12 protein-coding genes are annotated in these 14,296 nt (G+C 60.5%); 7 read left to right on the top strand and 5 right to left on the bottom strand.

The window, feature by feature from the left end:
• Positions 1–48: 48 nt before the first annotated feature.
• From NCT04_RS07145 to NCT04_RS07135, 3 genes are all read left to right on the top strand, one after another.
• Entirely contained in the window at positions 49–966 is a 918-nt protein-coding gene (locus NCT04_RS07145; RefSeq protein WP_244827851.1) for a YihY/virulence factor BrkB family protein, read from the top strand.
• A gap of 504 nt (positions 967–1,470) precedes the next feature.
• Complete coding sequence (locus NCT04_RS07140; RefSeq protein ID WP_250464624.1) at positions 1,471–2,181, top strand: hypothetical protein; 711 nt, start codon at positions 1,471–1,473, stop codon at positions 2,179–2,181.
• A gap of 19 nt (positions 2,182–2,200) precedes the next feature.
• On the top strand, positions 2,201–3,361 hold the full coding sequence (locus tag NCT04_RS07135) for a GGDEF domain-containing protein (RefSeq protein ID WP_250464622.1): 1,161 nt from the start codon (positions 2,201–2,203) through the stop codon (positions 3,359–3,361).
• Here the strand turns inward: NCT04_RS07135 and NCT04_RS07130 are convergent.
• On the bottom strand, positions 3,358–4,269 hold the full coding sequence (locus NCT04_RS07130; RefSeq protein WP_250464620.1) for a recombination-associated protein RdgC: 912 nt from the start codon (positions 4,267–4,269) through the stop codon (positions 3,358–3,360). The genes NCT04_RS07135 and NCT04_RS07130 overlap by 4 nt on opposite strands.
• A gap of 122 nt (positions 4,270–4,391) precedes the next feature.
• Here NCT04_RS07130 and NCT04_RS07125 point away from each other — a divergent pair, with 122 nt between their 5' ends.
• On the top strand, positions 4,392–4,712 hold the full coding sequence (locus NCT04_RS07125; protein WP_250464618.1) for a hypothetical protein: 321 nt from the start codon (positions 4,392–4,394) through the stop codon (positions 4,710–4,712).
• Between the two features lie 82 nt (positions 4,713–4,794).
• On the opposite strand, the gene NCT04_RS07120 is transcribed toward NCT04_RS07125, so the two are convergent.
• Positions 4,795–4,953 carry a hypothetical protein gene (locus tag NCT04_RS07120; RefSeq protein WP_244827846.1) on the bottom strand — a complete coding sequence of 53 codons (159 nt, stop codon included), beginning with the start codon at positions 4,951–4,953 and terminating at the stop codon, positions 4,795–4,797.
• Positions 4,954–5,270: 317 nt separating this feature from the next.
• Between NCT04_RS07120 and NCT04_RS07115 the strand changes: the two genes are divergently transcribed.
• From NCT04_RS07115 to NCT04_RS07105, 3 genes are all read left to right on the top strand, one after another.
• Positions 5,271–6,665 carry a selenium-binding family protein gene (locus NCT04_RS07115; protein WP_250464616.1) on the top strand — a complete coding sequence of 465 codons (1,395 nt, stop codon included), beginning with the start codon at positions 5,271–5,273 and terminating at the stop codon, positions 6,663–6,665.
• Positions 6,662–7,282: a hypothetical protein gene (locus tag NCT04_RS07110; RefSeq protein WP_502800656.1), complete on the top strand. Its 621-nt coding sequence runs from the start codon at positions 6,662–6,664 to the stop codon at positions 7,280–7,282. Before NCT04_RS07115 ends, NCT04_RS07110 begins: the two co-directional genes overlap by 4 nt.
• Positions 7,283–7,570: 288 nt before the next feature.
• Positions 7,571–8,179 carry a class I SAM-dependent methyltransferase gene (locus NCT04_RS07105; RefSeq protein WP_244827844.1) on the top strand — a complete coding sequence of 203 codons (609 nt, stop codon included), beginning with the start codon at positions 7,571–7,573 and terminating at the stop codon, positions 8,177–8,179.
• Positions 8,180–8,315: 136 nt separating this feature from the next.
• Here the strand turns inward: NCT04_RS07105 and NCT04_RS07100 are convergent, their stop codons facing one another.
• From NCT04_RS07100 to NCT04_RS07090, 3 genes are read right to left on the bottom strand one after another with little or no spacing between them, the layout of a single operon-like run.
• Entirely contained in the window at positions 8,316–9,809 is a 1,494-nt protein-coding gene (locus NCT04_RS07100) for an efflux transporter outer membrane subunit (RefSeq protein ID WP_250464614.1), read from the bottom strand.
• Positions 9,810–9,832: 23 nt separating this feature from the next.
• Positions 9,833–11,032, bottom strand: a complete 1,200-nt coding sequence (locus NCT04_RS07095) for an efflux RND transporter periplasmic adaptor subunit (RefSeq protein WP_250464612.1) — start codon at positions 11,030–11,032, stop codon at positions 9,833–9,835.
• A gap of 22 nt (positions 11,033–11,054) precedes the next feature.
• Entirely contained in the window at positions 11,055–14,249 is a 3,195-nt protein-coding gene (locus tag NCT04_RS07090) for an efflux RND transporter permease subunit (protein WP_250464610.1), read from the bottom strand.
• Positions 14,250–14,296: the final 47 nt, after the last annotated feature.

The raw sequence follows: 14,296 nt of genomic DNA, 5'->3' as shown, positions 1-14,296 counted from the left end.
GCTTTTCAGAACGACATGGCGCCGTGGGCCACGCGCCGCGGAGGCTCCATGTCGAAGATACTCGGCCCGATACTGGGCCCGCACGTAGCGAACGTCGCACGTCATCCGTTCGGCTTCGTCATGCGCACGATCAAGGCATTTCGCGCCAATCAGGGCATGCTGCTCGCGGGCGCGGTGGCCTATTACGCGCTTTTGTCGATCGTGCCGCTTCTGATCCTCATCGTGATCGTGCTGTCGAAATTCATCGGACAGAAGGAACTGCTCGACACGCTCTCCCATTTACTCGAATGGCTCGTGCCGGGGCAGGCACGCGCAGTCGTGCGTGAACTCGCGAATTTTTTGACGCATCGCGCGGTCATCGGTTGGCTTCTTCTCATCACGATGATCTTCTTCAGCTCGCTCGCCTTCACCGTGCTCGAGAACGCGATGTCGGTGATCTTCGTGCATCGCGTGGCGATCCGCCGTCGGCACTTTCTCCTGTCCGCCTTGCTGCCGTACTGCTACATCCTGTTCTTGGGCGTCGGCATGCTGATCGTGACTTTCGTCTCGAACGGGCTTCAGGCGATGGGCACGAACAGCCTCTATTTCCTCGGCATCGAAATATCGCTCAAAGGCGTGTCGCGCCTTTTGCTGTATTTGCTCGGCTTCGCGGGCGAGGTTTTCGTGCTTACATCGATCTATCTCGTGATGCCGGTGGGACGACCGTCACTGCGGCTCGCGTTGATAGGCAGCGTGACCGCTGCCATTCTTTGGGAAATCACGCGCCACGTGCTCGTCTGGTACTTCGCGACGCTTTCGCAGGTAAGTGTGGTGTACGGATCGCTGACGACGTCGATTGTCGTGCTGTTTAGTCTGGAGGCACTCGCCACGTTATTGCTCTTCGGTGCGCAAGTAATCTCCGAGTTCGAGCGCTTCGGCCTGCCTCAGGCCACCGAGCCGCAACCGTTCCACACTGGCACGGGCTGAACGTATTCGCCTGATAGTCCGATTGCATTTTATGTGCGCTATCGCACATAAGTCTGACTTTCTCGTCCGACAAATAGCGCTAAATTCCCCATTTCGATGCGCGGGCGTGAACTCTGCTACGGTAGTATTCAAAATGCGAGCGACACGTCCTGTAAATGTCGATGGCATGGTGCCGCTCCAAGCACTTCGCCTATAAAATGCGGCGCCAGCCCTCCTTACGCGGGCATCGTGCGAAGCAAACTGAATTGCATCCATCGTTGAGCGCCAGGTAACGCGGGCGTTCGGCATGCTTTATTGCGGCGAGAAGGATCAGTCGGCTGTCGCTGCATAGCCATCGATCTTCAAGGCTGTACTCATCATCCAGTGGGCCATTCGTTTGAATGGGTGCGCCACGCGGGCCTTCATATCGCACGCGCGCCATTCCACTGTTATACGGCGGTGTCGAGCGTGTTGTGTAACGCTAGTTGGACACCGCCCGACGATCACGTTCCGGAGAGCGCTGTCATGCCTCACCACGCTGAACTACCCCAGGAGAGCATCGCGGGTCACGCACGACCCGCGAATGATCCCACTGTCATTGCCATGGAAACACCGCCGCTCGATTTGGAGGATGAGCCCGTGGCGCAGCGCACACCATTGCGCTTTGGGCGTCTCGCCTTGTGGAGCGCGTCGGCGGGCGCGTTGGCCGTCGGCGTGCTGGGAACCATCGCCTACAGCATGTGGTTCTCGCACGATCAACGCGTCTATGCTGAAGCGATGTCCAGCGCACGCCAGACGTTAGGTGTCGATCAACCGACTTTTGTCGCGGCTCAGGTGCCTGCACAGGTGCAAACGCAGACGCAAGCCGTTGGCACAGTGGAAGCGGCGCCCGTCTCCGTTCGCGATGCGTCCATGAGCACGACTGCACCCGCCGTCTATGGCGCGGACACAGTGGATGCCGCCGCCATCGCCGCCGCTCCAACGCAAGCGGCGCCGACCGTGCAACGTCCGAGCGCGGTGGCCGCAACGCGACCTCCGTCGCAAACTGCCTCGGCGCGCGGAAACCGTGCGGCTTCGGCCCAAGCGAGCGCCGGGCAGACTCAGGCTGCACGCCGTCGCGCGGCGCGCGCCAGAACGGACACCGGCCTCTTCGCGCGCGTGGGCGCGTTCTTCCATCGAGTGAGTTATCGACGCAATGCAACAGCCGGTCAGCGAGAGGAATATTCCCGTCCGTGAAGCATCGGCAGCGCCACCGATGCCCGCGGATGAAGACGCCGTAGATCGGCCGCTGCCGCATCGCATTTTGAATACCGTTCAGGCGCTCGCCCGGCGTGCGGGCATTCGCGGGCCAGCTCCGCTTGCAGCCGTGGCATTGTCGCTGCTGCTCATCGGCCTGCTTTTTCTTGCGGTTCAGGTTCGCACCATCTTTTCGGTGCAATTGCATCAGGAATACATCGGGCTCGTGCTCGAAGCAGTCGAGCGTGCCGATGCCGCGCGTAGCGCCTCGGTGGTGCTGCTGGGCACGCCGGCGAGCGATGCACAGCACCACATTGCGTACCGCCAGGCGCGCATCGAGTTTGCCGCGCGGCTCGGAAGCCTGCACGCGCTCATCGGTTCGAGCCCGGTGCCCGCGCCGCCAATGCCCGCTGACGTCCTCTCGCCTGCTGCCGATTTTCGCGCGGCCAGCAGCGCGCTCGATTCCGTCTACGCCTACTGGCGCACCGAGCGCGACCGCGCCAGCGCCGATCTGCGCGAGCGCATCGTGAGCGTGTCGCATACGCTCATCGCGTTATCGGCGATCGTGTTCGGCGTGTTGATCACGGCGATCGGAATGTATGCAAAACGCAATCGACAATTGGTCGGCATGTCGCATGAGTTCGAACACGCTTCACTGCACGACGCGATGACGGGCCTGCCCAATCGACGCAAGCTGTTCGCGTCACTGGAGGAGTCGGCCGCGCGCCTTGCGAACGGCACCGAACCGGCACGCATCGCCGTGTTGTATATCGACCTCGACGGCTTCAAGCGCGTCAACGATACGCACGGTCACCGTATCGGCGACGAGTTCCTGATTGCGGTATCGCGACGCTTTCGCCAGACCGTGCGTAGTGGCGACGTCGTCGCGCGTATCGGCGGCGACGAGTTCGCCGTGCTCGTGCGCGAGTTTTCCGGGGACAAGGAGCTGGCCGCGATCGCGCAACGGATTATCGATTGCGTAACCGAAACCGACATGCAGATGCGTCTTTCGCTGGTGCGAGCAAGTATCGGCATCGCGAGCTACCCGGACCGGGTGAGCGACTATTGGCGCCTCGTCGCGGTCGCCGACGACACCATGTACACAGTCAAGCGTAACGGCAAGAACAACTACGCCTTCGCCTCTCTCGCACCCGCTGCATCTGCTTCCGCTTCTATCTAGGCCGCTGCACGAAGGTCTTCCTCGCCACCGAGCGCATCGGTCAGGTCGGCGAGCATGCGCGCGAGTTCGCCTGTCATCAGCGTGAAGTCGGATTCGAAGCGTTCATCGTCGTTGGTCGCGGTGGGATCGGCGGCTTCCTTGATGACGTCGAGCGCGCTGACCCGCTTCAACGTAAGCGATGGCGTCAAGACATAAGAAACGCGGTCGTTCCACGTCATGGCAAGCCGCATGCACTGCTTGCCCGCTTCGATATGACGGCGCATGTCTTCCGCTTCCAGCGCGTGACCCACGTAGCGGACCGTTGCATTGCCCTCGCCAGCAGAACGCAGCTCGGTATCGCGGTCAAGCGTAAAGCCCGCGGGCGCTTCGCCTGTTAGGAGCCACTCGGTCATCGCGGAAACGGGCGACCGTGCCACGCGCACACTCATCAACGGAAAATCGGTCACCGACTTGACGAGCAGACCGATGATGTCGTCGCATAGCGTCGCCGACGCAGCGTCGATTGCAAGCCAGCCATTTACAGGGTCGATCCACACGCGCGTATCGCGCCGGATGCTGAACGCGCGCGGCAAGAGTTCGTCGGTGATCTGCTCCTTGAGCTCGCGCATCTGCTTGCGGCCGGGTTTGAAGCCCTGCTGTTCTTCCACTTCGAGCGCGCGTTCCTTAGTGAACTGCGTCACGACCGAAGCGGGCAAGAGCTTCTTCTCGGCGCGATACGTAATGAGCATCTGTCGGTTGACGGCATAGACGAGCGAGTCGTCGCCGTGCGGCGAAACCCAGCCGCGCCGTTCGTTCTCGACGCTCGATGCAGCACTGAAGCCAAGTGGCGCGAGCCACTGCTGCAGCTTTTCAGGGGTGATGTTCCACGGTGCGGGCAGACGGTGAAGCTGGAGGTTTTTGAACCACATGGCGAGGTATCGATGCGTTCGGGAAAAGCGCGCCATTTTATACGACGTGGCACGAGGTCGAAGCGCGTTACACTAGAACGGCTCAAAAACGCTTGAATGCCTCAGCAATAGGAGCACCGATCATGGATAACCTGGACGCGCAAGGCACCTTCCGCGGGCTGCCGTTGACCACCGAGCAGGACGCCGAAGTGCGGCATTACATCAAGAAGAAAAAGCAGCGGAACGAGCCGTGGGATACACCCGAACTCAACGCAATGATCAAGGACATGCTCGACCCTCCTGGCGATGACGACGATACCGCCGACATCGACGATGAAGAGGAAACGCGCTCCGTGGCCGAGCGTGCATCGGCGTTCATCGACGAAGACATGGACCCGATAGAGCACAACGAGGAATGGCACGCCGCCATGGAAGCCGAAGTGATGAAAGGGCCAAGACGCTAAAGCGATTCATAGCGGCCAGGCCAAGGCAATAAAAAGCGCCGGTAATCAGCCGGCGCCGCATGTGCTTAAAACACTGTGAGCTTTAATGTCTGTGACGCATCCAGTCGCGCGGCGGATGTGTATCGAGCCATCGTGCCTTGGGGACGTTGATATGCGGATGACGATGATGCATCACGAGAATCACCGCGGCGCATAGCAGCACGACAATGCCCACCATCAGGCTGATCATCGGTTCGGTCATAAGCAACCTCCTTAGCGGAACAAGGGGCGACGCTTGCACTGCTTGAGAGCGTGCGGCGCTTCCAGGCATCATGCGCTTAAACGAACTTCACGGCGCAGTGCATGCCGATGGAATTTTTCAAGCCAGCCTGAGGTAAAGCTTGGAGCGATCGAGCGATCCTTAAGCGCACGTTGCTTTGTATTGCGCAAATACTTCGAAGCTTGACAAAACGAGTCGCGCACGCTTGTCCTATGATGAAGAGACTTGAAGAGACGTAAGAGAGTCGCAAGAATGCTCTAGAAGAGCCGCTTAAGGACCGCTAACCGGAGACGTGCAACATGGCAACATGGAAACCCGACCCGAGCTTCTATCCTTCGCCTCGCCTTGCAGCCAAGGCTCCGCGAGAAACACTCGCCTATGTCGCGACATTCGACCCCGAGCGCAAGACGCCCGACAAGCTGGCGGTCGTGGATGTTGATCCCGATTCGCCGGACTATACGAAGATCGTCGGCGAACTCGCCATGCCCGATACCGGCGACGAACTGCATCACTTCGGCTGGAACGCCTGCTCTTCGTGTCTTTGCCCCAATGCGCCGCACCCGCATATGGAAAGGCGTTATCTCGTGGTGCCGGGGCTGCGCTCGTCGCGCATTCATATCGTCGATACGAAGCCCGATCCAAAGCAACTCAAGATCGTGCGTACGATCGAGCCCGATGAACTCGCCGAGAAAACGGGCTATACGCGTCCGCATACCGTGCATTGCGGACCGGGAGGCATCTACGTCACGGCATTGGGCAATGCAGAAGGCAAAGCGCCCGGCGGCGTGCTGATGCTCGATCAACAGAGCTTCGATCCACTAGGCCGATGGGAAGTGGACCGCGGCCCGCAACAGCTTGCCTACGATGGCTGGTGGCATCTCGGTTACGACACGATGGTGACGAGCGAATGGGGCACGCCCGATACCTTCGAGAGCGGCCTTGTACCCGAACTTCTTTTAGGCGCGAAATACGGCAGAAAACTGCATTTCTGGGACTTCACCAAGCGCAAGCATATTCAGGAAATCGACTTTGGCGACGAGTATCAACTCGTGTTCGAACTGCGCCCCGCGCACGATCCGACCAAGGCATACGGCTTCGTGAATTGCGTCATCAGCTTGAAGGATCTGTCCTCGTCGATATGGACTTGGTATCGCGACAAGGACAAGTGGGCCGTCAAGAAGATCATCGACATTCCCGCGGAACCTGCCGATGCCTCGGTTCTGCCGCCGCTTCTTCAAGGCTTCGGCGCGGTGCCGCCGCTCGTCTCCGACATCGATCTCTCGATGGATGATCGCTTCCTCTACGTGTCCTGCTGGGGCACGGGCGACATGCTTCAGTATGACGTCTCCGATCCCTTCTCGCCCAAGCTCACGGGTAAGGTCCGCATCGGTGGGATCGTGTCGCGCGCCACTCATCCCGGCGCTAAAAACGGTGCACTGAATGGCGGACCGCAAATGGTCGAAGTCAGTCGCGATGGTCGGCGCGTCTACTTCACCAACTCGCTTTATGGCGCGGTGGACGCGCAGTTTTATCCCGAAGGCATCGACGGCTGGATGGTGAAACTCGACGCCGATCCGAACGGCGGCCTTAGCACCGACAAGAACTTCTTCATCGACTGGCCGAAGGGGCACAGGCCGCATCAGATCAGGCTGCAAGGCGGCGATTGCTCGTCGGATTCGTTCTGCTATCCGTGACCTCCTCGTCGGCGTTATGGCTCACGGCTGCGGGATTGGGCGCCTTTCATGGACTCAATCCCGCAATGGGCTGGCTCTTTGCCGTCGCGCTCGGACTCTATGCGCATAGCAGGCGCGTCGTTCTGATCTCGCTCGTGCCGATTGCGCTCGGTCATGCGTTATCGGTAGGGCTCGTGCTGGTTGGCGCGCTTACGCTCGGGACCATGCTTGGACATGAGATGCTCGCGCGTGGTGCAGGCCTGGTGCTGATCGGCTGGGGCATATGGCGGCTGTGGCGCGGTCATCGTGGACGGCCTTCGGTTGGCATGCGCACGGGCCTCGCGGGCCTCGCGTTGTGGTCGTTCGTAATGTCGAGCGCACACGGCGCGGGCCTCATGCTCGTGCCGGCGCTCTTGCCCCTGTGCTCGGGCAAGCTTGCCGGCGGCGCGCTCGAAGCGGGCGCCCTCGCGCTCGCCATCCACACGGCGTCGATGCTTGCCGTCATTGCCGTCCTCTCCCTGCTGGCCGTGACGGTGCATGAGCGTGTGGGGCTCGGGTTTCTACGCACGGGGTGGGTCAACGTCGATTGGCTCTGGAGTGTGGCCCTCATCGCATGCGGCGCGTGGCTCTTCGTGTAGTCTGGATTCCGCTGCTGCAAGACAGGCCTCAAGGGCCGACGCACGTGGCGGACGCCGGCAGAAGTTAGGCGCTAAAGGCCTACTGTCGTCGATTGCGTGACTCAGTCAGTCCCGGCAATATCAACCGACATAACGATAAAAATAAAAGAACGCGGCGCAGAAAATTCCAGGAACAAATGGCCTAGTCGAACGAGGGGGAGCACACCGATGCGCGAAATTTCATACGAAGAACAAACCGTCAAATCCGGCAATCCGCTAGCGCGTTATGCACATCGAACGCGCATGAACATGGCGATCGATTTGGTGACCGGACTATGTGCGAAACGCGGCACGGTGGTCGATTTCGGTGCTGGCCCTGGACTCTTTTTGCACACGCTCGGCGAAGCGCGCCCGGACGTGACGCTCGTCGGTCACGATCCGTACATGGCGCCCACCTTTCCCGAAGTCAAATACGCGGAGTCGCTGAACAACGTAACGCCGCAAAGCGTCGACGTGCTGACCGCCTTCGAAGTCTGCGAGCATCTCTACGACAACGAACTGGCCATGCTGCTCGATGACGCCGCGCGCATTCTCAAGCCGAGCGGCGCGCTCGTGATCTCGGTGCCGATCATGTACGGCCTCGCAATCGCGCCGAAGGTATCAAACTGGATGCTCCGCAGTCGTTCCTTCAAGTCGGAATACACGCCTTCCGAAGTACTCAAGTCGATGGTCGGCATGTCCGTGAGCCGGCCGATCAATCCGCGCATCACGCATAAGGGTTTCGACTTCCGTGAGTTGCGCGATCTCGTAAGCGTGGGCTTCGATATCGATGCCGTGCATATGAGCCCGGTGCCGCATATGCCTTGGTGGTTGAGTTCGCAATACTTCATGATCTGCAGGCCGAAAGCGCAAGGTTGAGGTATTCGACTGCTGGGCGATACGCCGGGAACGCGACGAATGCGGCCCGGCGTTTCACATGGCGAGCGCTTCTGCCAGGCAATTGCATTCGGCATGCAAAAGACTGAATGCAAAAGACTGAATGCAAAATGCGCTCTCACTCTTGCCGCGATACTTCTTCCGCATCTGGTAACGCGGCGGTCGTCCATCCGCCGCCGAGCGCCTTGATCAGCGCGACGCTGGCCGCCATGCGCCGCCGCTCGATACGCACCTCAGTGCGTTGATCCGATAACACGATAGCCTGCGTCACCACTACGTTCAGATACGTGATCGCGCCGTTCTCGTAGCGATTGCCAACCTTCGATAACGCGCGCTTCGCTGCGTCGACCGCGTCGCGTTGCGCTTCGCTCTCACGGCGCAAAACCTCCAGCGCGTTGAGGTTGTCCTCCACTTGCCCGAAAGCCGTGAGCACCGTTTGACGATAATCAGCGACGCTCTCGTCGTAAGTCGCGCGTGCCGCATCGCGTGCCGCGGCACGGCCACCGAAGTCCAGTGCGGTGAAAGCGAGTTGCGGCCCGAGCGACCAGAAGCGGCTTGGCGCCATCAACCAGGAACTGAAATTGGTGGCTTCGAGGCCACCCGTCGCGGCAAGCAGCAGATTCGGAAAGAACGCGGCCGTCGCCACGCCGACGCGTGCGTTGGCCTCAGCGACGCGGCGCTCGGCCGCCGCGATATCGGGCCGTCGCTCCAGCAACGCGGAAGGCACGGAAAGCGGCAGCGCAGCGAGTGCCGCCGATGGGCGCGGCGCATGCCCTTCATCGAGCGGCTCGACATCGAGCGTGAAACTCGACGGCGGCTCGCCAACGAGAATCGCGATTGCATTCACGAGGCTCGCGCGCGCGGTTTCGAGATCGATCAACTGCGCCTGCGTCGAGCGCAACTGCTCCTCCGCCTGCGCAACATCGGACTCAGCCGCGATGCCGCCTGCAAACCGGTCACGCGTCAACGCGAGCGCCTTGTCGTAGGCTTGCAGCGTCTCCTTTAAAAGCCGCTCTTCCTCCACCGTGCCGCGCAACTCGAAGTAGTTACTTGCAAGCTCGGCCTGCATCGACAGGATTGCACTTTGCAAGTCGGCTGCGCTTGCCTGCGCTCCCGCACGTCCGCCTTCGACTGCGCGGGAAATGCGGCCCCACAAGTCGGGCTCCCACGAGATTTGCGCATCGACCAGATAGTCCGGCACTGTCACGCCCGCGCTCGACTTGTACAGTATGTTCGACGACGCCCGCGACTGATTGAATGCAGCATTCGCCGTGACAGTCGGAAAGTACGCCGAACGCGCCTGCGCGACGGCCGCCCGCGCGCCGCGAAACCGCGCGGATGCCGCCGCCACCGTTTGGTTCGCGCTCGCGACGCGTTCCTCCAGAGCGTTCAATTGCGGGTCGCCGTAGATTTCCCACCAGGGAGCGCGTTGCGTGGCATCGGCGGGCTGCGCGGCTTTCCAGTTTTGCGGCAGTGTGTCCGCATGAACGGGCGCATCGGCGGGTTCTGCCGTTTTGTATGCAACCGGCATCGCCACGTCGGGCTTGCTGTAATCCGGCCCGACCGCGCATCCGCTTAACATTAGCGCCAGCACCGCCGCCAAACTTGGCATTCGGCATTTTGCATGCAGCATGCTCATGATGCTTCGCCGCCCTGCTTCGGTTGACTCGCACCAGGCGTGGCGTTCGCGCGTCCGATGCGCACCGCCGCTCCATCGATGATCGAATCCGGGGGATTCACGATCACACGCTCATCGCCCGACAATCCGGCTGCGATCGAAACGCGCGTGCCGTAATCGGTTCCAAGCGTGATCGGCAGCAGCTTCACGCGATTGTTCGCATCGACGCTCGCCGCATGCACGCCATCCGGACGAAACAGCAGCGCATTGCCGGGTAGCGTGTACGACGCGCTAGCGTTGGTGAGATGAAAGCGCACTTGCGCATAGGCGCCTGCCAGCAATTCCCCGCTCGGATTCTTCACGCCGACTTCGACACGCATGGTGCGTGCAACCGGATCGACCGCTCCCGCCGTTCGCACCGTGACGCCCTCGAACTTGCGATTGCGCTCTTCGTTGAGGATCAGTTCCGCTGGCAAGCCGGGGGTCACGAGCCGCGCATAGGCTTGCGGCACATCGACGAACACGCGCAGCGTAGTGGCATCTTGTATATGGAAGAGCTCGCGGCCGATCCCCGCGCTGCCCGCATCGATCAACTGGCCGACATCGGTGTTGCGGGCCGTCACGACGCCATCGAACGGTGCATAGATCTTCTGGAACGAAACCATCTGCTCCAGTCGCGACACGTTCGCCTGCGAGGCGTTGAACGCAGCTTCCTTGGCGAGCATGTCGCCGGTCTTTTCATCTGTCTCCTGCCGCGAGACCGAGTTGTTCTTCGCCATCTGCACCCAACGATCGGCGGTGGTCTTCGCCAACAGATAATTGGCGCGCGCCGTCTGCGCATCGGCGCGAGCTTGGCGCAGCTGATCATTGATCTCGGGTGCATCGATCTCCGCAAGCAGCTGTCCTTTGCGCACCTTGGTGCCGATATCCGCGGTCCAGCGTTTCAGATAGCCATTGGTGCGCGCAAAAATCGGGGCATCGGAGAAGGCACGGATATCGCCTGCGAGCACGAGGTCCTGTGTCGGCTTCATGCGCGTCGGCTTGATGATTTCGACGGTCTGGACGCTGTGCTCGCCGGCATCGCGTTCCAGTTCCGCGTGCGCGGAATGGCGTGACCAGATACCCTGCGCCACCAGCAACACGACGACCACGAGCGCGATCACGAGCCACATGCGCCCGCGCTTGCGTGTCGATCGTTCGTTTGACTGCTCGTTCATTCGAACTCCGTATATATCGGCATCACGACTGGCCTTGCGGCTCGCCATCCAGGTGCTTTGCGCCGCCGCGCTTCGCTTCGATACGCTTATAGATCATCGAGAACACCACGGGCACGAAGAAGAGCGTGGCGATGGTGCCGACCATCAGGCCGCCGATCACCGCGCGGCCGAGCGGCGCATTCTGTTCGCCGCCCTCGCCGAGACCGATGGCCATGGGCACCATGCCGATCATCATCGCGAGTGCGGTCATCAGCACGGGCCTGAAACGCGAGTAGCCGGCTTCGAGCGCCGAGCGCATGGCATCGCCGTGTTCCTGCAATGCAGAACGCGCAAAGCTCACGACGAGAATGCTGTTGGCCGTCGCGATGCCGATACACATGATCGCGCCGGTCAATGCGGGAATGGACAGCGTCGTATGCGTGAGGAAGAGCATCCAGACAATGCCCGCTAACGCACCCGGCAGCGCGGTGATGATGATGAACGGATCGAGCCACGACTGAAAATTCACCACGATAAGCAGATACACCAGCACGACGGCGAGAATCAATCCAAACGCAAGGCCCGAGAAAGACCCGTTCATCGTTTCGACTTGTCCACGCATGTCGATTGACGAGCCTTTGGGCAATTGGCCGCGCGCTTCGTCGATGATGCGTTGAACGTCATCCGACACCGCGCCCAGATCGCGCCGCTCGGTGCTTGCATAAAGATTGATGGTGGTCTGCGCGTTGTAGTGATAGACAACGGCATCGCGCGACCCGCGAGACAATGAAGCAAGCGCGCCAAGAATATTCGTCTTGCCGCTAGCCGATGTCACTGGAATATTCGCGACTGATTGCAACGAGTTCATATCGTATTGCGGCGCGGACGTAATGACGTTGTAGCTCACGCCATTCGCGGGATTGAGCCAGAACGTAGGCGTCGTCTGCTGACTTCCCGACAGCGTGATGAGCAGATTGCTTGCGACATCGCGTTGCGTAAAGCCTGCCTGAAGCGCCTTCGTGCGATCTACTTCGACGTTGACGAATGGAAGATCGGAAGGCTGCTGAATGCGCGCATCGACGAGACCCGGCACGCGACGAATCTTCTCGAGCAAGTGATTGGCGAAGGCGCGATTGCCACGCACATCGCGGCCCGTGATGGCAATATCGAGCGGCGCCGGCACACCGAAGTTGAGAATCTGGCTCACGATATCCGCGGGCAGGAAGGAGAACGCCACGCCGGGGAACTCCTGCGGCAGGCGCTTGCGGAGTTGGCGGATATAGTCGTCGGTGGGCGCGTGATCTTCGTTGAGCGTGATGAGCACGTCGGCATCGGCGGAACTGATGGTGCCGGTGTTGCTATACGAAAGATTGATGCCCGATACCGGCAAGCCCATGTTGTCGATGATCGAATGCACCTCGCGCGACGGAATGAGTTGGCGAATGCGCTTGTCGACACGATCGGTCAATGCCGCTGTTTCCTCGATACGTGTGCCGGTTTTCGTGCGCAAGTGCAGTGCGATCACGCCCGAATCGACGGAAGGAAAGAAGTCACGGCCAAGAAACGGTGCGAGGGCGAGCGAGAGCAGACAGCAGATGAGGAACAACGACGCGAAGCGCGCGGGATGCGCGAGCCGAGCTTCGAGAAACGCGCGGTAGCGTCCGCGCACCGCTTCGAAGCGTCTCTCGAAACCGAGATGAATACGCACGAAGGGATTGCGCGAACCCTTCATCGATTCGACATCGCCACCCATGTGTTCGTGGTTGCGCAACAGATACTTCGCAAGCGTCGGAACGAGCGTGCGCGAGAAGAAGTACGACGCAATCATGGCGAAGACGACTGCTTCGGCCAGCGGCACGAAGAGGTAGTGCGCAACGCCGGTAAGCAGGAACATCGGAATGAAAACGATGCAGATGGAAAGCGTGGAAACGAGCGTTGGCACGGCAATTTGTTGCGCGCCATCGAGAATCGCTTGCTCCAGTTCCTTGCCTTCTTCGAGATTCTGGCTGATGTTTTCGATAGCGACGGTAGCATCGTCCACGAGAATACCGACTGCGAGCGCCAGTCCGCCGAGCGTCATGATGTTGATGGTCTGCCCGATCGCCGAGAGTGCGACGATCGACGTGAGCATCGACAACGGAATGGAGATGGCGATGATAAGCGTCGCGCGCCAGCTACCTAAAAAAAGCAGCACCATGAGCGCGGTCAGGCCCGCCGCGATCACGGCCTCGCGCAACACACCCTCTACCGATGCGCGCACGAACAGCGATTGGTCGGCGACCGGCTCTATCTTCAAAGATTCGGGCACCATGCCACGCAGCGTCGGCAACAGGTTCTTCACGCGCGACACGATATCGAGCGTCGATGCATTGCCGCTCTTGTTGATCGTCAGAAGCGCCGCACGCGTGCCATCGAGTCGCACGATATTCGTTTGCGGCTGAAAGCCATCGCGCACGTGCGCCACGTCGCGAATATAGATGGTGCCGCCAGGCCCTGTTCGGATTGGAATGTCGTTGAGACCTTCGATCGTATCCGGGCTCGCATTGAGTCCCACTTGATATTCGGTCGGTCCGATCTTGGTCGTGCCCGTCGGCAAGATCAGGTTTTGCGCGCTGATGGCATTCACGACATCGGTGGGCGCGAGATTCTTTGCCTGCAGCCGGCGCGAGTCGATATCGACCATGATCTGCCGCTGCTTGCCGCCATAGGGCAACGGCACGGATGCACCCTGCACTGTCGCAAGCTGCGTCTTGAGAAAGCTATTGCCGAAGTCGTAGAGCTGCTGCTCGGTGAGTTCCGACGATGACAACGCAAGCCGCAAGATCGGCACGGTCGACGCATTGAAGCGCAAGATGTTCGGCGGCGTGATGCCCTGTGGCAACTGACGAAGCTGCGTCTGCGAAAGCGCGGTAATTTCCGCGATCGCTTCATCCACGTTTGCGTTCGGCTGAAAAAATATGCGGATGACCGCAATGCCTGGGAGCGATTCCGATTCGATATGTTCGATATCGTTGACCGCCACCGAAAGCCCACGCTCGTAATTGAGCGTGATGCGGCGCTCCATTTGATCGGGAGGCAAGCCCGTGTACGACCAGATTACGCTAACGACCGGAATGTCGATGTTCGGAAAGATATCGGTCGGCGTGCGCATGATCACGAGCGGGCCGATGATAAGCAGCAGCAGCGACAGGACAATGAACGTGTACGGGCGCTTAAGCGCGAGTCTGACGATCCACATCGAAGTTTCGCTTGCCCCGTTTGATGTTCGCTATTTCGAATACTTTT

It is taken from the genome of Caballeronia sp. GAFFF2, assembly GCF_023631485.1.
GTDB lineage: Bacteria > Pseudomonadota > Gammaproteobacteria > Burkholderiales > Burkholderiaceae > Caballeronia.
The sequence above is the reverse complement of the archived record's forward strand: the minus strand, read 5'-3'. Positions and strand labels throughout refer to the sequence as shown.